Origin of the sequence: Streptomyces finlayi, from assembly GCF_014216315.1 — a bacterium.
GTDB classification, from domain to species: Bacteria; Actinomycetota; Actinomycetes; order Streptomycetales; family Streptomycetaceae; genus Streptomyces; species Streptomyces finlayi_A.
In genome coordinates this window covers 3,614,748-3,634,459 of the sequence record NZ_CP045702.1, presented here as the reverse complement: position 1 = coordinate 3,634,459, position 19,712 = coordinate 3,614,748, and the positions used below count along the sequence as shown (strand labels likewise).

General features: G+C 72.4%; 16 protein-coding genes and 1 riboswitch. Of the genes, 5 read left to right on the top strand and 11 right to left on the bottom strand.

Annotated elements, in window-relative coordinates; translation table 11 throughout:
* Positions 1-197: 197 nt before the first annotated feature.
* Complete coding sequence (locus tag F0344_RS16765) at positions 198-443, bottom strand: hypothetical protein (RefSeq protein WP_185299556.1); 246 nt, start codon at positions 441-443, stop codon at positions 198-200.
* A gap of 103 nt (positions 444-546) precedes the next feature.
* Here F0344_RS16765 and upp point away from each other — a divergent pair, with 103 nt between their 5' ends.
* Positions 547-1,182, top strand: coding sequence for a uracil phosphoribosyltransferase (gene upp, locus F0344_RS16760; protein WP_185299555.1), 636 nt, complete (start codon positions 547-549; stop codon positions 1,180-1,182).
* Positions 1,183-1,233: 51 nt separating this feature from the next.
* Here upp and F0344_RS16755 read toward each other — a convergent pair whose 3' ends face one another.
* The 5 genes from F0344_RS16755 to F0344_RS16735 form a co-directional block, all read right to left on the bottom strand.
* Positions 1,234-1,833, bottom strand: a complete 600-nt coding sequence (locus F0344_RS16755) for a LytR C-terminal domain-containing protein (RefSeq protein WP_185302725.1) — start codon at positions 1,831-1,833, stop codon at positions 1,234-1,236.
* Positions 1,834-1,987: 154 nt separating this feature from the next.
* Positions 1,988-2,284 (bottom strand): type II toxin-antitoxin system VapB family antitoxin, encoded by a 297-nt coding sequence (locus F0344_RS16750; RefSeq protein WP_014155093.1) that lies wholly within the window; start codon positions 2,282-2,284, stop codon positions 1,988-1,990.
* 280 nt (positions 2,285-2,564) lie between these two features.
* Positions 2,565-4,085, bottom strand: coding sequence for a M28 family metallopeptidase (locus F0344_RS16745; protein WP_185299554.1), 1,521 nt, complete (start codon positions 4,083-4,085; stop codon positions 2,565-2,567).
* Between the two features lie 128 nt (positions 4,086-4,213).
* Positions 4,214-4,849 carry an HhH-GPD-type base excision DNA repair protein gene (locus F0344_RS16740; RefSeq protein WP_185302724.1) on the bottom strand — a complete coding sequence of 212 codons (636 nt, stop codon included), beginning with the start codon at positions 4,847-4,849 and terminating at the stop codon, positions 4,214-4,216.
* A 287-nt stretch (positions 4,850-5,136) separates the two neighbouring features.
* A complete protein-coding gene (locus tag F0344_RS16735) occupies positions 5,137-5,553 on the bottom strand; it encodes a YciI family protein (protein WP_185299553.1) in 417 nt (138 codons plus the stop codon).
* Positions 5,554-5,838: 285 nt separating this feature from the next.
* Between F0344_RS16735 and cbiE the strand changes: the two genes are divergently transcribed.
* Complete coding sequence (cbiE, locus tag F0344_RS16730) at positions 5,839-7,071, top strand: precorrin-6y C5,15-methyltransferase (decarboxylating) subunit CbiE (RefSeq protein WP_374940097.1); 1,233 nt, start codon at positions 5,839-5,841, stop codon at positions 7,069-7,071.
* Positions 7,068-7,817 (top strand): precorrin-4 C(11)-methyltransferase, encoded by a 750-nt coding sequence (gene cobM, locus F0344_RS16725; protein WP_185299551.1) that lies wholly within the window; start codon positions 7,068-7,070, stop codon positions 7,815-7,817. Before cbiE ends, cobM begins: the two co-directional genes overlap by 4 nt.
* Positions 7,818-8,043: 226 nt before the next feature.
* On the opposite strand, the gene F0344_RS16720 is transcribed toward cobM, so the two are convergent.
* Positions 8,044-9,162, bottom strand: a complete 1,119-nt coding sequence (locus tag F0344_RS16720; protein ID WP_185299550.1) for a cobalt-precorrin-5B (C(1))-methyltransferase — start codon at positions 9,160-9,162, stop codon at positions 8,044-8,046.
* Positions 9,163-9,176: 14 nt separating this feature from the next.
* Between F0344_RS16720 and F0344_RS16715 the strand changes: the two genes are divergently transcribed.
* Positions 9,177-9,941: a cobalt-precorrin-6A reductase gene (locus tag F0344_RS16715; RefSeq protein ID WP_185299549.1), complete on the top strand. Its 765-nt coding sequence runs from the start codon at positions 9,177-9,179 to the stop codon at positions 9,939-9,941.
* Positions 9,942-10,099: 158 nt separating this feature from the next.
* Here F0344_RS16715 and F0344_RS16710 read toward each other — a convergent pair whose 3' ends face one another.
* The 3 genes from F0344_RS16710 to cobG are packed head-to-tail and all read right to left on the bottom strand — an operon-like array spanning position 10,100 to position 13,634.
* The gene (locus tag F0344_RS16710; RefSeq protein ID WP_185299548.1) at positions 10,100-11,632 is read right to left on the bottom strand and encodes a precorrin-2 C(20)-methyltransferase; all 1,533 of its coding nucleotides are present in this window, start codon (positions 11,630-11,632) and stop codon (positions 10,100-10,102) included.
* A gap of 2 nt (positions 11,633-11,634) precedes the next feature.
* Positions 11,635-12,261, bottom strand: coding sequence for a precorrin-8X methylmutase (locus tag F0344_RS16705; protein WP_185299547.1), 627 nt, complete (start codon positions 12,259-12,261; stop codon positions 11,635-11,637).
* 44 nt (positions 12,262-12,305) lie between these two features.
* Positions 12,306-13,634 (bottom strand): precorrin-3B synthase, encoded by a 1,329-nt coding sequence (gene cobG / locus F0344_RS16700; protein WP_185299546.1) that lies wholly within the window; start codon positions 13,632-13,634, stop codon positions 12,306-12,308.
* Positions 13,635-13,894: 260 nt separating this feature from the next.
* Positions 13,895-13,972, top strand: a riboswitch (cobalamin riboswitch).
* A gap of 92 nt (positions 13,973-14,064) precedes the next feature.
* Between cobG and cobN the strand changes: the two genes are divergently transcribed.
* The gene (gene cobN, locus F0344_RS16695) at positions 14,065-17,670 is read left to right on the top strand and encodes a cobaltochelatase subunit CobN (RefSeq protein WP_185299545.1); all 3,606 of its coding nucleotides are present in this window, start codon (positions 14,065-14,067) and stop codon (positions 17,668-17,670) included.
* A gap of 99 nt (positions 17,671-17,769) precedes the next feature.
* Here cobN and F0344_RS16690 read toward each other — a convergent pair whose 3' ends face one another.
* Positions 17,770-19,455: a lysyl oxidase family protein gene (locus F0344_RS16690; RefSeq protein ID WP_185299544.1), complete on the bottom strand. Its 1,686-nt coding sequence runs from the start codon at positions 19,453-19,455 to the stop codon at positions 17,770-17,772.
* Positions 19,456-19,712 lie beyond the last annotated feature (257 nt).

The window sequence follows — 19,712 nt, the reverse complement described above, 5'->3', positions numbered from 1 at the left end:
CGGTCCGACGGGAGGGCAGCCGTTGTTCCGGCTGTCCTGTGCCCGCCCAATCGGCATCGTGGCAGAAACAGCGGCGGAGCGAGACCTCTTCGACCGTTGCGTCGGCCATCGAGTTCCCGGAGCGTCCGCTCGGCGGAGGAACGATGGCGGAACGCCGGGGCCGGTTCACCTGCCCGTAAGGCGGCGCGAAGCAGCCGTCACCAGCGGAACGTACGCATCCGCATGGCTTGGCGCATCCGGGCCGCACGGACCCTGCGCGGCTGGACCCGGTCGCGCAGTTGCTTGGCCTCGTGGAGCTCGCGGAGGAACTGGGCGCGGCGCCTGCGGCGCGCCGTCTCACTCTCCCGGGTGTCCAGAGCGTCCGGCGTGTCCGGCGTGTCATCCGGCGCGGCCGGGGGGACACGTGCGGCCCGTGCCCGTTTCGGCTGTTCGCCGTCCGCCATCGACACACCACCCCCAAGTTGGGTCCGTATGCCACCACCTTCCCTCCGAACAGGTGGTTGATGCCAGCGCAGAGTGCCAGGAGGCCCGGCTACTGTTGACGCCATGCGCATTCATGTCGTCGACCACCCGCTGGTGGCGCACAAACTCACCACGCTGCGCGACAAGCGCACCGACTCCCCTACTTTCCGGCGCCTCGCCGACGAGCTGGTCACCCTGCTCGCCTACGAGGCCACCAGGGACGTGCGCACCGAGCAGGTCGACATCGTGACCCCGGTGACGCCCACGACCGGCGTCAAGCTCTCGCACCCCCGCCCCCTCGTCGTACCGATCCTGCGTGCCGGTCTGGGGATGCTCGACGGCATGGTGCGGCTCCTGCCGACCGCCGAGGTCGGCTTCCTGGGCATGATCCGCAACGAGGAGACGCTCGAGGCGGAGACGTACGCGACGCGGATGCCCGAGGACCTCTCGGGCCGCCAGGTGTACGTCCTGGACCCGATGCTGGCCACCGGCGGCACGCTGGTCGCGGCCATCAGGGAGCTGATCAAGCGCGGTGCGGACGACGTCACCGCGGTCGTGCTGCTCGCGGCGCCCGAGGGCGTCGAGGTGATGGAGCGCGAGCTGGCCGGTACACCGGTCACCGTGGTCACCGCCTCGGTCGACGAGCGGCTCAACGAGAACGGCTACATCGTGCCGGGGCTGGGCGACGCGGGCGACCGGATGTACGGCACGGCCGACTAGGACGGTATCCGCGACGGTCGCCGGGGCCACCCGGCCACCGTCGCGGACGCGTCAGCAGGACGACGGGGCCGGCGCCGGCTTCGTCGTGAGGGCGGTCAGGGCGGTCGCGGCCGCCGCCGGTGTGCTGAACGTTTTGAACTTCGTACCGAGAATCAGGTCGACGTCCGCCGTCTCGCGGGTGTCCGTCTTCCGCGTACTGCCCGGCAGTTGCGTGCCGAGGACCGTGAACGAGCCGTCGGCGGCCGTCGGGGCGCCCAGCAGCAGCCCGGGCCCGGGGACCTTCTTGTCGTACGCGGCCGGGGCGTTGCCCACCTTGCCGATGGCGAAGCCGCGCTTCTTCAGCTCGTCGGCCGCCGCCTTGGCGAGGCCGCTGCGCGGGGTCGCGTTGTAGACGTTCACCTTGATGCCGGCCGGCCGGGGCAGCGCCTTCGCGGGCGCCGTCTGCACGGCCGAGGCGCACTTCTTCTTGTGATCGGCCGCGACGGCCTTCTCGTCGCCGCCGGTGAAGACGTCGATGAGCTGCAGCGTGCCCCAGCCTGCCAGGCCGAGGGCCACCACTGCGGCCACGGCCGCCAGGACCAGCCGGCGACGGTGACGGGGGCGGCGCATCCGGGGGTAGGCGTTGCCCGTGATGCGGTACTTTCCGCCCATGCCGGGGGGAGTGAGCATGCTCATGGGGGAAGCGTAGTGCGACCCGGTGATGATGCCTACTAAATGATCAATGGATTGCACCCACATGAGCCGGAAAGCACCCGAAAGGCCCGAAGAGGGCCACGGGTGGCCGTGGGCGGTGGCGGAGGGGGCGTCAGCCCATTTCGAGGACGCGCGCGTGCAGCACCTGGCGCTGCTGGAGAGCCGCGCGGACCGCGCGGTGCAGCCCGTCCTCCAGGTAGAGGTCTCCCTGCCACTTCACGACGTGGGCGAAGAGGTCGCCGTAGAACGTGGAGTCCTCGGCGAGGAGGGTTTCGAGGTCCAGCTGACCCTTGGTGGTCACGAGCTGGTCGAGGCGGACCGGACGTGGGGCGACGTCCGCCCACTGTCGGGTGCTTTCCCGGCCGTGGTCGGGATATGGCCGCCCATTTCCGATGCGCTTGAAGATCACACGGAAAGCCTACCGGGCAAGGGGCTCCGGCCGCAGCACGGGACGGTGACCGTGCCGGTGACCGAAACCGGCAAAACCACCGAAGGTGGAGCGCTCTGCCGCGGTGGACGCGGGGCCGGTTACCCCGGCGGTGCGGCGGGTTCCCCCGAAAGGGTCCGGGAGCGGCGCACCGCGGGCGCGTGATGTCCCGCCCGCGGTGCGCCGGGGCCGTCGGTGTTCCGGGCACCGTGCTGCCCGGGACGTACGGCGCCGGAGTACGCGGTTGTTCCGGAGTGCGCGGTTATTCGGTGACGTGGTGCGCGTGGCCCTCGTGGAGGCCGCCGCCGCTGCCGGGCTCACCCGTGGTGGGCTCGGCCGGGACCGGACGGGTCAGCGAACGCAGGTCGTAGGCGTAGGTGCCCACGGCGTTGGCGATCACGTCGATGTTCGTGTCGAACAGACCCATGTCGATGTTCTCGATGTCGTCGCAGGCCGCGTGGTAGCAGGCGTCGTACGCGACTCCCGCCTCGCCGCCGAACTTCTCCACCTGGGCCGGTGTCTTGATGCCCTCGGCGCCGGTGAACGTGCCGCCGGACGGGATGCCGACGTCGATGAACGGGCCGTAGTCGGAGCGCCCGGTGAAGTCCGTGCCCTCGTGCGCCTGGCCCTTCCCGTCGAGGAAGTCGTTGATGTCGCGCTCCAACTGCGCGGAACCCTCGGGGCCCTCGCCCTCGCCGACGCCGTCGGAGTTGTTGCCGTCGTACACGAACTGGGCGCCGTTCGGCGAGGCGATCATGTCGAAGTTGAGGTAGAGCGCGATCTGCTCGCGCTGCTTCTCGGTGAGCGCGGCGACGTACGCCTCCGAGCCCAGGAGGCCGTTCTCCTCCGCCGACCACCAGGCGAACCGCGTCTTGTTGGCGGGGGCGCGGTGGGTCTTGGCGAGTTCCAGCGCGACTTCGAGGAGGCCGGCCGAGCCGGAACCGTTGTCGTTGATGCCGGGGCCCTCGGTGACCGAGTCCAGGTGGGCGCCGAGGACCACGGTCTTGGCGGCGTTGCCGCCACGGGTCTCCGCGATGACGTTGCGGGTGTTGCGCTTCTCCTGGAGCTCACGGATCTCGAAGGAGACGGTCACGTCGCCCTCGGCCAGGTCCGCGGCGAGCTTCTCGCCCTCGGCGAGGGTGAGTCCGCCGGTGGGGATCTTCCCCGACTCGACGTCGCCGAGGGTGCCGGAGAGCTCGCCATCGACGTTGTTGTAGATGACGGCACCGGTCGCTCCGGCGGTGGCCGCGGTCGCCTGCTTCTGCGCGAAGGAGCAGCCGCCGCGCTTGATCAGCGCGATCTTGCCGGTGAAGTTCGCCGAGGCGTAGTCCGCGTCCTCGCAGCCGGTGGTGGCGTCGAGGGGGACGGCGACGAGGGCCGCCTCCACTCCGCCGACCGCCGTGGACTTCGTGTACGTCATCGCCTTGATGGTGATGTCGCGCGGGGTGGGCGAGACGACGGAGAGCTTCTCGGCCAGGGTCTCGGTGAACATGAAGTCGAAGGATTCGTACGAGACGTCGTACCCGGCCTTCTGGAGCAGCCGGTAGACGTACGCGGCGGAGGCGTCATGGCCCAGCGAACCGGCCGCGCGGTGACCGTCCGCGGAGTCCGCTATCGCCTGGAACTGCTGGAGGTGCCGGTACGCGTCGTCCGCGGTGGAGCGCTGCACCAGTTTGCGCGCGAGCTTGGCCGCGTCCTTCGCGGGATCGTGCGACTTCCCCTGAAACGGGGAGGCGCCCAGGAGGAGCGGTGTGGCCAGGGCGGTGGCGGCCACAACAGCCATGGCTCTGCGACGAGTTGCGTGCACAGGAGTCCTTCCGGTGTGAACAGATGTGCACGAAAGCTAGCGAGTGCAGTGACATCTGGGAACTGCTGCGGCTCCTTGTGACCAGTTGTGTGGCGTGTTCGTGATCACTTCTTGGCCTGGGGCTTCCCGGATGTACCCGTTTCGGTGGCCTTCTTCGCCGCGGCCTTCGCCTCCTGCTTGTACGCGCGCACCTCGGCGAGCGATTCGGGACCGGTGATGTCGGCGACCGAACGGTGCGAGCCCGCGTCGCCGTACGGGCCTGCCGCCTCCCGCCAGCCCGTGGGCCGTACGCCGAACCGCTTGCCCAGCAGCGCGAGGAAGATCTGGGCCTTCTGGGCGCCGAATCCGGGTAGTGCCTTCAGCCGTTCCAGCAACTCGGCCCCGGTCGAGGCGTCCGCCCATACGGCGCTCGCCTCGCCGTCGTACTCCGCCACGAGGTACTGGCACAGCTGCTGCACCCGCTTGGCCATGGAACCGGGATACCGGTGCAGGGCGGGCTTGTCGGTGAAGAGACGGGTGAAGGCGTCCGGGTCGTGGGCGGCGATCTCGTGGGCGTCGAGATCGTCGCCCCCCATCCGCTGCGCCAGGGTGTACGGGCCGGTGAACGCCCACTCCATCGGCACCTGCTGATCCAGCAGCATGCCGACGAGAGCGGCCAGCGCGCTGCGGCCGAGGAGCTCGTCCGCCTCGGGCTGCTGGGCGATCCGCAGGGTGACGTCCTTGCCGTTGCTCTTGGTCATTCCCCGATGATCGCGAGAGCGGGGTCCGTCTGCGAGTCGGACTGCTGCCGATGGCTCACAGGGCGAGGTGCCGGCCGGTGCGGCCGGTGTCGCCGGAAGCGCCGCCGCCGTCTCCTCGCGTCCGCGCCGCGCCGCCTCGCTGCGCAGCTGGTCGGCGTCCCCGGCCGCGTCGAAGTGCCCGTACCGCCGTACGAGCGCACCGAGGACCTGCGGCGCGTGCCGGCGCAACAGGTCCTCGACCTCGGTCGTACGGCTCACACGCACCTTTCGGGACGTCGGGACGTCCTTCAGGACGGCTCTCCCGGGCCCTCCTCGATCGGGCGGATCACCACCGGGTACTCGGGCGCTCCCTCGGGCTGGGGGCAGCGCGCGATGCGTGCGGCGATCTCGGTGACCCTCTCCAGGTTCTCGCAGTCGAGGACCCAGTACCCGGCGAGCAGTTCCTTCGTTCCGCCGTACGGTCCGTCCGTGATCACGGTCTGCCCAGCGCTCCCGACACCGACGAAGCGGGTCTTCGCGGGTTCGGTCAGGCCCTGGCCGTCCACCATCTCGCCGGTCTCGGCGAGGTCGTCGTTGATTCCCTGCATGAAGGCGAACATCTCCTGCACGTCCTTCTTGCTCCAGGCCGGGCTCTGCGCGGACCCCTTGCCGCTCATCGCCTCGTAGTCGGCCTGCGAGCCCTGCACCATCACCAGGTACTTCATGATTCTTCTCCTCGGTCCGGGTGCCGCCCCCCATGGGCGGCTCTCCCAGGGGACGCCGGAACCGGGCGCGGGATCCCGACACCGCGCGGAAGAATTTCCGGAATCACTCGGCGGCCGAGCGGCCACGCGTGCGGCCGGGCGCGGCGGGCCCGATACCGGCCGGTGGGCCCGGCGGGGCCGACAGTAGAGTTCGGCTGCGTCTTTCCTCCGATCACCGAGGTACCGGCCTTGTCTTCCGCACCCTCCATACCGTCCGAACCCCCAGCCCCTGCGACCTCGGGTGCCGTGAGCGTCGTGGGGATCGGTGCCGACGGATGGGCGGGTCTGCCGGACGCCTCGCGCACGGTGCTGCTGACGGCCGACGTCGTGATCGGCGGCGAGCGCCAGCTCGCGCTGCTCCCGGCGTCCTGCGAAGGGCGGCGGGTGCCCTGGCCCTCGCCGCTCAGACCGGCCGTCCCCGGGCTGCTCGCCGCCCACGAGGGACGCGCAGTCGCCGTCCTGGCCAGCGGTGACCCCATGTTCTACGGCATCGGGCGCACGCTCACCGAGGAACTCGGGGCCGGGGCGCTGCACGTCCTGCCGCATCCGTCCTCGGTCGCGTACGCCTGCGCCCGGCTCGGCTGGCCGCTGGAGGACACCGAGGTCGTCACGCTGGTCGGCCGCCCCGCAGCCCGGCTGGCCGCCGCCCTTCACGACGGGCGCAGGCTGCTCGTCCTGAGCGCCGGTGCCGCCACGCCCGCCGCCGTGGCCGCGCTGCTGTGCGAACAGGGCTTCGGGCCGAGCCGGCTGCGGGTGCTCGAACAGCTCGGCGGGGAGCGGGAATCCCGCGCGGAGGGAATCGCCGAGACCTGGGCGCACCCGGCGGGCGACCCGCTGAACGTCGTCGCCGTGGAATGCCGCCGCGCCCCGGACGCGCTGCGGCTCGGTGCCGTACCGGGGCTGCCCGACGAGGCGTACGAACACGACGGCCAGCTCACCAAGCGGCACGTACGGGCCGCGACGCTCGGCGCGCTCGCACCCGCGCCCGGTGAGCTCCTCTGGGACATCGGAGGCGGCTCGGGCTCGATCGCCGTGGAGTGGATGCGGACCGCGCCGTCCTGCCGGGCGGTCAGCGTGGAGCGTGACCCGCAGCGGGCCCTGCGCATCGCGCGCAACGCGGACCGGCTCGGGGTACCCGGCCTGCGGGTCGTCACCGGCCGGGCACCGGACGCGCTCGCCGGACTGCCCGTGCCCGACGCGGTGTTCATCGGCGGCGGGCTCACCGTCCCCGGCCTGCTCGAAGCCTGCTGGAACGCGCTGCCCGACGGCGGCCGGCTGGTCGCCAACACGGTCACCCTGGAGTCCGAGGCGCTGCTCGCCGAGTGGTACCGGATGCACGGCGGGGAGCTGGTGCGACTTGCGGTGGCCCACGCGGTTCCGGTCGGCGGCTTCACCGGCTGGCGCCAGGCCATGCCCGTGACGCAGTGGTCCGTACGCAAGAACGCATCCGTGCGCAAAGACTCAGGAGACAGAAGATGACCGTGTACTTCATCGGCGCGGGCCCCGGTGCGGCCGACCTGATCACGGTGCGCGGCGCCCGTATCCTCGCCGCGAGCCCCGTCTGTCTGTACGCGGGCAGCCTCGTGCCGCGCGAACTGCTCGACGACTGCCCGGCGGACGCCCGGCTCGTGGACACCGCTCAGCTCGACATCGAGCAGATCACGGCGGAGCTGGTCGGCGCCCACGCGGCGGGGCACGACGTGGCCCGGCTGCACTCGGGCGACCCGTCGGTGTTCAGCGCGGTCAACGAGCAGATGCGGCGGCTGGACGAGGCGGACGTGCCGTACGAGGTGGTGCCGGGGGTGCCGGCCTTCGCGGCGGCTGCCGCCGCGCTGAAGCGGGAGCTGACCGTGCCGACGGTCGGCCAGACGGTGATCCTCACCCGGATCGCGCAGCGGGCGACCGCGATGCCGGAGGGTGAGGACCTGGCGACGCTCGGGCGCAGCGGAGCGCTGATCGTGCTGCACCTGGCGGCGCGGTACGTGGACCGGGTGGTCGAGGAACTGCTGCCGCACTACGGGGCGGACTGCCCGGCGGCGGTGGTGGCGATGGCGTCGCGGCCCGACGAGCTGATTCTGCGGGGGTCGCTGGACTCGATCGCGGAGCAGGTGAAGGCGGCCGGGGTGATCCGGACCGCGGTGATCATGGTGGGCCGTACGTTGGGGGCGGAGCAGTTCCGGGACAGCCACCTGTACTCACCGCAACGCGACCGGCACTCCTGCTGACCCCAGGGGCTCCGCCCCCGGCTCCCCCGGTCTGGGGGTGCGGCTGGCTCGGGTGCGGCGGCCCCGGGCTGAGCAGCGGGCCTCAGGCACCGACTGAGCCCGCCCGGCGATTGAGGGCAGGCAGTCCCAGCCGCCCGGCGATTGAGGGCAGGCTTCGGGGGCCGGGGCGGAGTCCCGGTTCGGGAAGGGGCGGGGCGGGGAACGACCGGCCTCCGGACGGCCACAGTCACCGCACGGCGCTCCGTCCCACCACCAGCCCCGCACGGTCGATGCAGATCACGTCCACCGCCACCGGCGCCCCGCGCAACACCGACAGTGCCTGGTCGCGTGCCGCCACCGCCACCAGGTCGCCGAGCGGGACGCCCGCCGCCGCGCACAACTGGAGCGCTTCCAGACCCGTGTTGGCCGTCGCGATCCGGGCCGCGAGTGCCTCGTCCGCGCCCCCCGTGCGCGCCAGTTCCGCCAGCAACGGCTTGTCGACCTGGGAGCGCGCCGAGTGCAGGTCCAGGTGTCCCGCCGCCAGCTTCGACAGCTTCGCGAAGCCGCCGCACACCGTCAGCCGGTCCACCGGGTGCCGGCGTACGTACTTCAGTACGGCGCCCGCGAAGTCGCCCATGTCCAGCAGGGCGATCTCCGGCAGCCCGTACTCGGCCACCACCGTCTTCTCCGACGTCGAGCCCGTGCACCCCGCCACATGCCGTTGCCCGGCGGCCCGGGCCACGTCCACCCCGCGGCGGATCGAGTCGATCCAGGCCGAGCAGGAGTACGGCACGACGACCCCTGTCGTACCGAGGATCGACAGGCCCCCCAGGATGCCGAGGCGCGGATTCCAGGTGGAGCGGGCGATCTCCTCGCCGTGGTCGACGGAGAGGGTGATCTCCACGTCGCCCGAGCCGCCGTGCTCCGCGGCCACCCGCGCCATGTGCTCCCGCATCATCTGCCGGGGTACGGGGTTGACGGCCGGCTCCCCGACGTCGAGCGGCAGCCCGGGCAGGGTGATCGTGCCCACGCCGGGGCCCGCCCGGAACACCACCCCCGAGCCCGGTGCGGAGCGGCGCACGGTCGCCCGTACCAGCGCCCTGTGCGTCACGTCCGGGTCGTCGCCCGCGTCCTTGACCACCCCGGCCATCGCCTGGCCCTCTGACAGCTCCTCCACCGCCAGGGCGAAGGACGGCGTCTGGCCACGGGGCAGTGTGATCGTCACCGGATCGGGGAAGTCGCCGCTCAGCAGCGCCGTGTACGCGGCCGTGGCCGCGGCGGTCGCGCAGGCGCCGGTCGTCCACCCGGGCCGCAGACCGGTGTGTTTGAGTTGGGCGCTGCGCCCGCCCTTCGCCTCACTGCTCATGGAGGGACCATCCGATGCGTCTGCATGTACTCGTGCTCGGCGGCACGACGGAAGCCCGGCGGCTCGCCGGGGCACTGGTGGACACCCTGCCGGCCGGGGCGCGGGTGACCAGTTCGCTCGCGGGCCGCGTGGCCCGTCCCGCGCTCCCGCCCGGCGAGGTGCGGATCGGGGGCTTCGGCGGGGCCGGGGGGCTGGCCGAGTGGCTGCGGGCGCACCGGGTGGATGCCCTCATCGACGCCACCCATCCTTTCGCCGGGACGATCAGTTTCAACGCGGCCGAGGCCGCCGCCACTGCCCATGTTCCCCTGTTGGCGCTCCGCCGCCCAGGCTGGGTGCCCGTCGAGGGCGACCGATGGCACCCTGCGGGCTCCCTGTCCGCTGCCGCCGCCCTGCTGCCCGCGCTGGGCACACGCGTCTTCCTCACGACGGGCCGGATGGGGCTGGCGGCCTTCGCGGGGCTGGACGGGATGTGGTTCCTGATGCGTTCGGTCGACGCCCCGGACGGGCCGTGTCCCGCGCGGATGGAGGTCCTGCTCGACCGGGGCCCGTTCAGCCTCGAAGGGGAGCGGGACCTGCTTCGCCGCCACCGCGTCGACGTCCTCGTCACCAAGGACAGCGGGGGCGCCGCGACCGCCCCCAAACTCACCGCCGCCCGGGAGGCCGGGATTCCGGTGGTCGTGGTCGGCCGGCCACCGGTCCCCGAAGGGGTCCCGGTGGCCGGTACGCCCGAGCAGGCCGTGGCCTGGCTGCGGGAGACGGTGCCGTACGAAGGTCCCTAGGTCCTGTCTGGAGTTCCCCCGCGGCGTCGCGGCGTCCGGCACCGCCGCCTCCGGCGTTGTCGTCAGTCGCGAGGGCTCCGCCATCGCTCCCTCCTCCGCCTTGGATTCGACGGCACCGGACGCCGCTCCTTCTCCCGCGCTGGAACTCCAGACAGGACCTAGGCCTCCGGGTAGCGCCTCGGGGTCCAGACGATTTCCTGGCCGTCGCCCCGCCGTACCCACCGGGTCTGCGAGGACCCGACGATGAGGATCGTCCGCATGTCGACCTCTTCCGGGTCGAGATCGGCCAGCCGTACCGTGCGCACGCTCTCCGTCGGCCCGCCGACATCGCGGCCCAGCACCACGGGGGTGTCGGGGGAGCGGTGTTCCAGCAGCAGATCGCGGGCCTTGCCGACCTGCCAGGTACGGGTGCGGGAACCGGGGTTGTAGAGCGCCATGACCAGGTCGGCCGACGCCGCCGCGCGCAGCCGCTCGGCGATGACCTCCCACGGCTTGAGGCGGTCGGACAGCGAGATCGTCGCGTAGTCGTGGCCGAGCGGTGCGCCCGCGCGGGCGGCGGCGGCGTTGGCCGCGGTCACGCCCGGCAGCACCCGTACCGCGATGTCCTTGTACACGTCCTGCGACGCCACCTCCAGCACCGCCGTCGCCATCGCGAAGACGCCCGGGTCGCCGCCCGACACCACGGCCACGCGCCGGCCGCGCCCGGCCAGGTCGAGGGCGAACTCGGCGCGCTCAGACTCGACCTTGTTGTCGGAGCCGTGGCGCGACTGCCCGGGCCTGACCGGCACCCGGTCCAGATAGGTCGTGTAGCCGACCACGTCGTCGGCGGCGGCCAGCGCGCCGCGTGTCTCGGGCGTCAGCCAGAGCGGTCCGGCAGGGCCGGTGCCGACCACGACGACCTCGCCGGAGCCCGGAGCGCGTTGCGGGCGGGGTGCGTCGATACGGCTGGGCAGCACGGCCACCGCGAAGTACGGCACCGAGCCGGGGTCCGTGTCCGCGAGGTCGCCGGTGCGCTCCCCGGCCATCGTCGCCCGCTCGACATACCGCGCCTCGGGCAGCCGCCCGGACGCCTCGAAGGCGCGCCGCACAGCCGGGAACGTACGGCCCAGCTTCATCACCACCGCGCAGTCCGTGCCCGCCAGACGTGCCGTCAGCTCCTCCTCGGGCAGCGTGCCCGGCAGGATCGTCAACACCTCCTCCCCTTCCACGAGCGGGGTGCCGAGGCGGGCCGCGGCGGCGCTGACCGAGGTGACACCGGGGATGACCTCGGTGGCGTAACGGTCCGCGAGCCGCTTGTGCATGTGCATGTACGAGCCGTAGAACAGCGGGTCGCCCTCGGCGAGCACGGCTACGGTGCGCCCGGCGTCGAGGTGCACCGCGAGGCGGGCCGCAGCCTCCGTGTAGAACTCCTCCAACGCGCCCCGGTAGCCGCCCGGGTGGTCGGTGGTCTCCGTGGTGACGGGGTAGACCAGCGCCTCTTCGATGTGGTCGGCACGGAGGTGCTCGGCCGCGATGGAACGGGCGATGGAGCGGCCGTGCCGGGCGCTGTGGTAGGCCACGACGCCGGCTTCGGCGATGACCTGGACGGCCCGGAGCGTCATCAGGGACGGGTCGCCGGGGCCCAGGCCCACGCCGTACAGCCGGCCGGTGGCCGTCCGTGAGCCTTCGGTGGTCTCCTGCTGGGTACGCACGGTCACTCCTCCTCGCTGGCGATCGCGTTGAGGGCTGCCGCGGCGATGGCGCTGCCGCCGCGACGGCCGCGCACGATCACGTGTTCCAGGCCGGACGGGTGGGCGGCCAGGGCGTCCTTGGACTCGGCGGCTCCGATGAAGCCGACCGGCATGCCTATGACGGCGGCGGGGCGCGGGGCGCCCTCCTCGATCATCTCCAGCAGCCGGAAGAGCGCGGTGGGCGCGTTGCCGACGGCGACGACGGCGCCTTCCATGCGGTCCCGCCACAGTTCGAGGGCGGCGGCGCTGCGGGTGGTGCCCATCTTCGCGGCGAGGTCCGGCACGGAGGGGTCGGACAGGGTGCAGATCACTTCGTTGTCCGCGGGCAGACGCCTGCGGGTGACGCCGCTCGCGAGCATGGCCACGTCGCAGAGGATCGGTGCGCCGGACCGCAGCGCGGCGCGGGCGTGCGCGACGGCGTCCGGGGAGAAGGCGATGTCGCGCACGAGGTCGACCATGCCGCAGGCGTGGATCATACGGACGGCGACCTGGCTGACATCGGCGGGCAGCCCGGCCAGATCCGCCTCCGCGCGGATGGTGGCGAAGGACTGGCGGTAGATCGCCGGTCCGTCCTTCTCGTACTGGTGCACGGTGCCTTCGCTTTCTCTGTCTGGGTGAGGGTGGTGACGGGGTGTCATGGGGTGGTGTCGCGTGCCGTCGCCACCGCGGTGGCGAGCGCGCCCGTGCCGGGCGGGACCGTCACCGGGTCCTGCGGGCCGGCGCCGTCGCGTACGACGGTGATCCGGTGGCCGCCGTCGGGAGTGGCGACCACGTCGACCCACTCACCGTGCGGGTGGCCGCACCGGCGTTCGCAGCCGGACCAGTGGACGGGCAGCTGTCCGGGCCGTCCCGGCGGACCTACGGTGGCAGCCGCCTCGGCCCGTACGTCGGCCAGCGACCTGGCGCAGCCAGGCCGTCCGATGCAGGCGCCCACGCCCGCCCACGGGGACGCGGGACCGGTGATGAGCCCGGCCGCGTCCAGGGCGGCCAGCAGGTCGTCGGCACGGTCCGGGGGTGCGCCGGGCACGACGACGCCGCGCCAGGGAGTGAGGCGGAGCTCGCCGCCGCACCGGCGGGCGGTCTCGGTGAGCAGCCGCCACTGGACGGGGGCGAGTCGGCCCAGGGGTACGTCGGCGGCGAGCGCGACGGTGGGGCGGTGACCGGCGGGTACGGGACCGGGGGGCGGCGGCGTCGCCCGTTTCGGGCGGGGCGCCGCGGTGGGGGTGGTGCTCGTGAGCTGCCGCGCGACGCGGGCCGGGAGCGCGGCGCGGATGTCGTCGGGGAGGTCCTTCACGCGCCAGGCGCCGGAGGGCCGGGCGGCGTCCAGGAAGACTTCGGCGGCCAGGAGGGCGGCGCGCGGTGCGTCGGCGTCCGGAATCCGCAGGACGGTGTCGCAGTCGCCGGTGCGCAGCAGGGCGGTCGCCGCGGTCGCTCCTTCCGCGATCAGGGTCACGTCGGCGCCGAGGGCGTCCACGTCGCCGCGGCCGTCGTCGAGGGCGAAGAGGAAGCGGCCGGAGAGGGCGGTCGCGCTCTCGCTCCGGCACAGCAGCCGGTCCAGCCCGGTCAGCCAGGGGCGGATGTCCGGCAGCGCGCGGTCGTCGAGTCCGGAGAGGGGGGAGGCGACGATGTTCCGCACCCGTTCGTGGCGTTCGGACGGCAGAAGTCCGGCGGCGGCGAGCAGCCCGGCCAGCTCGGGGCCGCAGTCCGGCGAGAGGCCGCGGAGCTGGGCGTTGCCGCGTGAAGTGAGGTGTACGTCACCGTCTCCGAGCTGCCGGGCGGCTTCGTCCAGGGCCTGCGCCTGAGCGGTGGTCAGGACACCGCCCGGTATCCGGACCCGGGCGAGGGCGCCGTCGTCCGCGCGGTGCAGCCGCAGTGTGCCGGGGCAGGCGTCACCACTGCTCCGGGCACAGGCGGCGCCCTGGGACCGGGGCGAAAGGGCGGATGCGGACATGGCGGCGAGCATACCGACCATCACACCGGCGTCCGCCGGGCCCGTACGCCGCCCGGATCGGATGCTGAACAGCCCGCGATGTCCGGGGCCGGGGTCGGTCGGACCTGACGCGCAAAGTCCCCGATTCCCGCCCGGGCGGCGCCAACGGCACCTTCCTCAGCCCGTCCCGCCCCCGGGGACGAGTTTGCGGGCGGCCCCCCATCCGCGCACCCCCGCCGCTTAGGATGCACACGGTGGTCCACTCGGACCGCCGTCGCCAGCAGGCGACAGGGGAGGAAGCCCGGTGAGATTCCGGCGCGGTCCCGCCACTGTGAGCCCGGACGAGAACCGGCCGGGCGAGTCAGGAACTCCCTATCCCCGCACGCCCGGATCCGCCCGGGCGGGGGAACCCGATTCCGACACCGCCCGGGGCGTGGACACCCCGAGGAAGGCTTGACGCAGCATGATTCTGCTTCTGTCGACGTCCGACACCGACCTGCTGAGCGCCCGCGCGTCGGAAGGCCCGGTCAGCTACCGCTACGCCAACCCTTCCCGGCTCCCGCTCGACAGCCTCCCCGGCCTCCTCGACGGCGCGGACCTCGTCGTCGTCCGGCTGCTCGGCGGCGTACGTGCCTGGCAGGACGGCCTCGATCAGCTGCTTGCCACCGGCCGCCCCGTCGTCGTGCTGACCGGCGAGCAGGCGCCCGACGCCCAGTTGATGGCCGCCTCCACCGTCCCCATCGGGATCGCCGCCGAGGCGCACGCCTACCTCGCGCACGGCGGCCCCGCCAACCTGGCGCAGCTCGGCAGGTTCCTGTCCGACACCGTGCTCCTCACCGGCCACGGCTTCGACCCGCCCGCGCCGGCCCCGGCCTGGGGCCCGCTGGAGCGGACGGCCCGCCCGCTCGACGGGACCGCGCCCACCATCGCGGTGCTCTACTACCGCGCCCACCACATGAGCGGGAACACCGCGTTCATCGACGACCTCTGCTCGGCCGTCGAGGACGCCGGGGCCCGCGCCCTGCCGTTGTACGTCGCCTCGCTCCGTACGCCCGAGCCCGAACTCATCGACGAACTCCGCGCCGCCGACGCCATCGTGACCACGGTCCTCGCGGCCGGCGGCACCCGGCCCGCCGAGGCGTCCGCCGGTGGCGACGACGAGTCCTGGGACGCGGGCGCGCTGACCGGGCTCGACGTACCGATCCTCCAGGCGCTGTGTCTGACCGGTTCGCGCGGCGACTGGGAGGACAACGACGAGGGCGTGTCCCCGCTGGACGCCGCGAGCCAGATCGCCGTGCCCGAGTTCGACGGCCGGCTGATCACCGTGCCGTTCTCCTTCAAGGAGATCGACGAGGACGGCCTGCCCGCGTACGTCGCCGACGCCGAACGCGCGGCCAGGGTCGCCGGAATCGCCGTACGGCACGCCCGGCTCCGCCACATCCCGGCCGCCGAGAAGCGGATCGCGCTCGTCCTCTCCGCGTACCCGACCAAGCACTCCCGCATCGGTAACGCGGTCGGCCTCGACACCCCCGCCAGCGCCGTCGCGCTGCTGCGCAGGCTCCGGGTGGAGGGGTACGACTTCGGCCCCGAGGAGGAGATCCCCGGCCTCGTCTCCGGCGACGGCGACGAGCTGATCTACGCCCTGATCGAGGCCGGCGGCCATGACCAGGAGTGGCTGACCGACGAGCAGCTGGCCCGCAACCCGGTCCGGATTCCGGCGGCCGACTACCGCCGCTGGTTCGCCACGCTCCCGGCCGCACTGCGCGAGGCCGTCGAGCGGCACTGGGGTCCGGCGCCCGGCGAGATGTTCGTGGACCGGTCCGCCAATCCCGAGGGCGACATCGTCCTCGCGGCTCTGCGCCGCGGCAACCTGCTCATCCTGATCCAGCCGCCCCGCGGCTTCGGCGAGAACCCGATCGCGATCTACCACGACCCCGATCTGCCGCCCTCGCACCACTATCTGGCCGCGTACCGCTGGATCGCCGCGTCCACCGATGACAACGGCTTCGGCGCCGACGCGATGATCCACCTCGGCAAGCACGGCAACCTGGAGTGGCTGCCCGGCAAGAACGCCGGACTCTCCGCCGCCTGCGGCCCGGACGCGGCCCTGGGCGATCTGCCGCTCGTCTACCCGTTCCTGGTGAACGACCCGGGCGAGGGCACCCAGGCCAAGCGCCGGGTCCACGCCACCCTGGTCGACCACCTCGTGCCGCCGATGGCCCGCGCCGACAGCTACGGCGACATCGCCCGGCTGGAACAACTCCTCGACGAGCACGCCCAGATCGCCGCGATGGACCCGGCGAAGCTCCCGGCGATCCGCGCCCAGATCTGGACGCTCATCCAGGCGGCGAAGCTCGACCACGACCTGGGGCTCGAAGGCCGGCCCGAGGACGAGGGCTTCGACGAGTTCATCATGCATCTCGACGGCTGGCTCTGTGAGATCAAGGACGTCCAGATCCGCGACGGACTGCACGTCCTGGGCGGCGCCCCGACCGGCAAGGAGCGCGTCAACCTGGTCCTGGCGATCCTGCGCGCCCGCCAGATCTGGGGCGGTACGTCGTCGCTGCCCGGACTCCGCGAGGCCCTCGGCCTCGACGAGTCGGCGGCCACCCGCACCGCCGCCGACGAGATCGAGGAGCAGGCCCGCGCCCTCGTCCAGGCGATGGAGGACGCGGACTGGGACCCGTCGGCGGTCGCCGCGGTGGCCGCCGGCCGCCCGCAGGCGGTAGCCGACATCCTGGACTTCGCCGCCCGTGAGGTCGTGCCGCGCCTCGCCGCGACGACCGACGAACTCACGCACACCGTCCACGCGCTGAACGGCGGCTTCGTGCCCGCCGGCCCCTCCGGTTCGCCGCTGCGCGGTCTGGTCAACGTCCTGCCGACCGGCCGCAACTTCTACTCGGTCGACCCGAAGGCCGTCCCCTCCAAGCTCGCCTGGGAGACCGGACAGGCACTCGCCGACTCGCTGCTGGAGCGCTACCGCGCCGACAACGGCGACTGGCCCACCTCGGTCGGCCTGTCGCTGTGGGGGACGAGCGCGATGCGTACGGCGGGCGACGACATCGCCGAGGCGTTCGCCCTGCTCGGGGTCCGCCCCCTGTGGGACGACGCCTCCCGCCGCGTCACGGGGCTGGAGGCCATCCCGTACGAGGAACTGGGCCGCCCGCGCATCGACGTCACGCTGCGCATCTCCGGCTTCTTCCGCGACGCGTTCCCGCACACCATCGGGCTGCTGGACGACGCGGTGCGGCTGGCCGCCTCGCTCGACGAGCCGGCCGAGTGGAACCACGTACGCGCGCACACCCAGGCCGACCTGGCCGAGCACGGCGACGAGCGCCGGGCCACCACCCGTATCTTCGGCTCCCGTCCCGGTACCTACGGCGCCGGTCTGCTCCAGCTCATCGACTCGCGCGACTGGCGCACGGACGCCGACCTCGCCGAGGTCTACACGGTGTGGGGCGGGTACGCGTACGGCCGCGAGCTGGACGGCCGCCCGGCGCGGGACGAGATGGAGACCGCGTACAAGCGCATCGAGGTCGCCGCGAAGAACACCGACACCCGTGAGCACGACATCGCGGACTCGGACGACTACTTCCAGTACCACGGCGGCATGGTCGCCACGGTCCGCGCGCTGAAGGGCACCGCCCCGGAGGCGTACATCGGGGACTCGACCCGCCCCGAGACCGTCCGCACGCGGACGCTGGTCGAGGAGACGTCACGCGTCTTCCGGGCCCGGGTGGTCAACCCCAAGTGGATCGAGGCGATGCGCCGCCACGGGTACAAGGGGGCCTTCGAGCTGGCCGCGACGGTCGACTACCTCTTCGGGTACGACGCGACGACGGGTGTGGTCGCTGACTGGATGTACGACAAGCTCACCGAGACGTACGTCCTGGACCCGACGAACCGGGAGTTCCTCCAGCAGGCCAACCCCTGGGCGCTGCACGGCATCGCGGAACGCCTCCTGGAAGCCGAGTCGCGCGGGATGTGGGCGAAGCCCGATCCGGCGGTGCTCGACGCCCTGCGCAAGGTCTTCCTGGAGACGGAAGGCGAGCTGGAGGGCGAGGGCTGAGCCGAACCCCGGGCGGTGCTCCGAAGTGACCCGGTCGGGGGAACGGCCCCTGGAACCGTGGGTTCCAGGGGCCGTGGGGCGTACGCGAAACGGGGAACGTCAGTTGGCGTTCACCAGGTCATGCGCGGGCACCTTCACCGTGCGCGCTCCCGGCGTACCGCCGAGGACGACCTTGCGCAGGGCGCTGTTGTTCTTGAGGTTGGTCTCCTTGAGCCGCTTCTCCGGGTTGGCGAGCACCTGGATGTAGTAGGTGCCGTTCGCCAGGTCGGTGATGTCGAAGGACTGGCCCGGGAGGTCCTGCGTGTACGTGTCGCCGGAGCCGACGTCGAGCACCTCGCGCACGGAGATCGAGTTCTCCTGGCCGCACGCGGTGGACAGGTCGGTGTTGTCCGGGCTCCAGTTGGCGTTCTTCACCGTGTAGTCGACGGCGTCGGTGTTGGCCAGGCAGAACGCCTCCTTGCCGCTGCGCACCGTCTCCTTCTTGTCGGCCTTCAGCAGCCGGTAGCTGGCGAAGTCGGTGAAGTGCCAGTGCTCGTGACCCGGGCGGGGGTCCCACTCCATGGTGCCGGTCGGCGTGTAACCGACCTGCTTGCCCTTGGCGTCGTAGAAGTACTGATAGGCGTCCATCAGCTTCTTGCCGGGGGTGCGGAAGCCGTCCACGACGAGCTGGGCCGGGCCCGCGTTCCAGACGTTGGCGCTGAAGGCCAGGTAGTCCTTGCCCTTGACCTCCTCGTAGCCGTCGCTGACCGTGATGCCGTAGGCGGGCAGCGAGCGGAGGTCGGGCTTGGGAACGTCCGGCACCGCCGCCTTGCCCGTGGGCCGTGCGGCGTTGGGAGCGACGGCGGGAGCCTTGCGGGAGCCGTCGGTCTGGCCGGGGGCGTCACCCATGTTCGATGCCCGGAGCGCGCTCTTCTTGAGCGCCCAGGGGAGGGCGGGCGGCGCGGGGGTGAGAGGGCCGTGACCCACGTTGTACGAGGGACCGGCGCCGCTCGTCGCGGACGCGGGGGCGGGGGCGCGCAGGGGGGCGCCGTGACCGGCGTGGGCGGCAGCCTTGCCCCGCGCCTGTGCCGTGCCGGGATCGTCCTCCCAGCTGCGCTCGCGGACGGTCACCTTGACGGTCCGGGGCTTGTCGGCGATGCCGAACAGGTCCCGGTACTTCTTGGTGACGGACACCTTGGCGGTGTACTTGCCGGGCTTGAGGTCTACCGGGGTGCCGTAGTAGCCCGCGTAGGTGTTGGACGCCCAGCCGTTCTCGACGCCCCACACCGAGCCGAGGGTGAACGGGTTGGTCGGGCAGCTCTCCGGGTACTTCGACGTGGAGGGCGCGTCAGGACGTACCCGTCCGGAGGCGTTGTTCGGGCAGAAGGCTTCCTGCCGGTTCGCCACGGTCTTGCCGGCGGCGTCGGTGATGACGATCCGGGCGAAGTCGGGCAGCCCCGCGAAGTCCTTCACGACACCGCGCGGAAGAGCCTTGGTCCGGGTCTTCTTCCCTTCGCGGATGATCTGGGTGGCGACGACGGGGTCCTTGTAGGACTTACGGGTCACCTTGAGTTCGAAGGGCCCGTTCTCGGCGGTGACGTACGTGCCGAGGTCGAGGTAGACGCCGGGGTCTTCCTTCCACGAGTCGAGGGTCACCGACGTGGAAGCGGCGATCAGGCTGAGCTTCGGTGTGGCCGACGACGCCTTGCTGTCGGGCGCGGCGGCCACGACTCCTGCGGTCACGGTGATCGCCGCGGCGGCGGCCATCGTCGAGCGCCATAGACGAGTGTGGCGGGATGTGGTCATTTTCCCCGTACTCCGTTTCATACACGGGTTCCGCATGCCTGCTGGGAGCGGAACTCTTTCCCCAGCCGTGAAGAGCCGGTGAACGGCACCAGAGGTTGTCTGTGAGCCCAGGAGTCACTCATCGTTGGCTGAAAAGTGCTGTCGATGTGCTGAATCGAGCCGTAGAAGGGCGATTGCCGGGGCGCGGGGAGCGTGTATGTAGTAAAAGCCCCCCGGACCGGCACGGTGCCGGCGGTGAGCGGCAGCCGTCCGGCGGG

Coding starts and splice junctions, on each gene's coding strand:
- F0344_RS16690 (WP_185299544.1), bottom strand. CDS start 19,455: ATGACCACATCCCGCCACACTCGTCTATGGCGCTCGACGATGGCCGCC.
- F0344_RS16745 (WP_185299554.1), bottom strand. CDS start 4,085: ATGGCTGTTGTGGCCGCCACCGCCCTGGCCACACCGCTCCTCCTGGGC.
- cobN (WP_185299545.1), top strand. CDS start 14,065: ATGATTCTGCTTCTGTCGACGTCCGACACCGACCTGCTGAGCGCCCGC.
- cobM (WP_185299551.1), top strand. CDS start 7,068: ATGACCGTGTACTTCATCGGCGCGGGCCCCGGTGCGGCCGACCTGATC.
- F0344_RS16765 (WP_185299556.1), bottom strand. CDS start 443: ATGGCGGACGGCGAACAGCCGAAACGGGCACGGGCCGCACGTGTCCCC.
- F0344_RS16720 (WP_185299550.1), bottom strand. CDS start 9,162: ATGAGCAGTGAGGCGAAGGGCGGGCGCAGCGCCCAACTCAAACACACC.
- F0344_RS16740 (WP_185302724.1), bottom strand. CDS start 4,849: ATGACCAAGAGCAACGGCAAGGACGTCACCCTGCGGATCGCCCAGCAG.
- cobG (WP_185299546.1), bottom strand. CDS start 13,634: ATGCTCGCCGCCATGTCCGCATCCGCCCTTTCGCCCCGGTCCCAGGGC.
- F0344_RS16735 (WP_185299553.1), bottom strand. CDS start 5,553: ATGAAGTACCTGGTGATGGTGCAGGGCTCGCAGGCCGACTACGAGGCG.
- F0344_RS16755 (WP_185302725.1), bottom strand. CDS start 1,833: ATGGGCGGAAAGTACCGCATCACGGGCAACGCCTACCCCCGGATGCGC.
- upp (WP_185299555.1), top strand. CDS start 547: ATGCGCATTCATGTCGTCGACCACCCGCTGGTGGCGCACAAACTCACC.
- F0344_RS16715 (WP_185299549.1), top strand. CDS start 9,177: ATGCGTCTGCATGTACTCGTGCTCGGCGGCACGACGGAAGCCCGGCGG.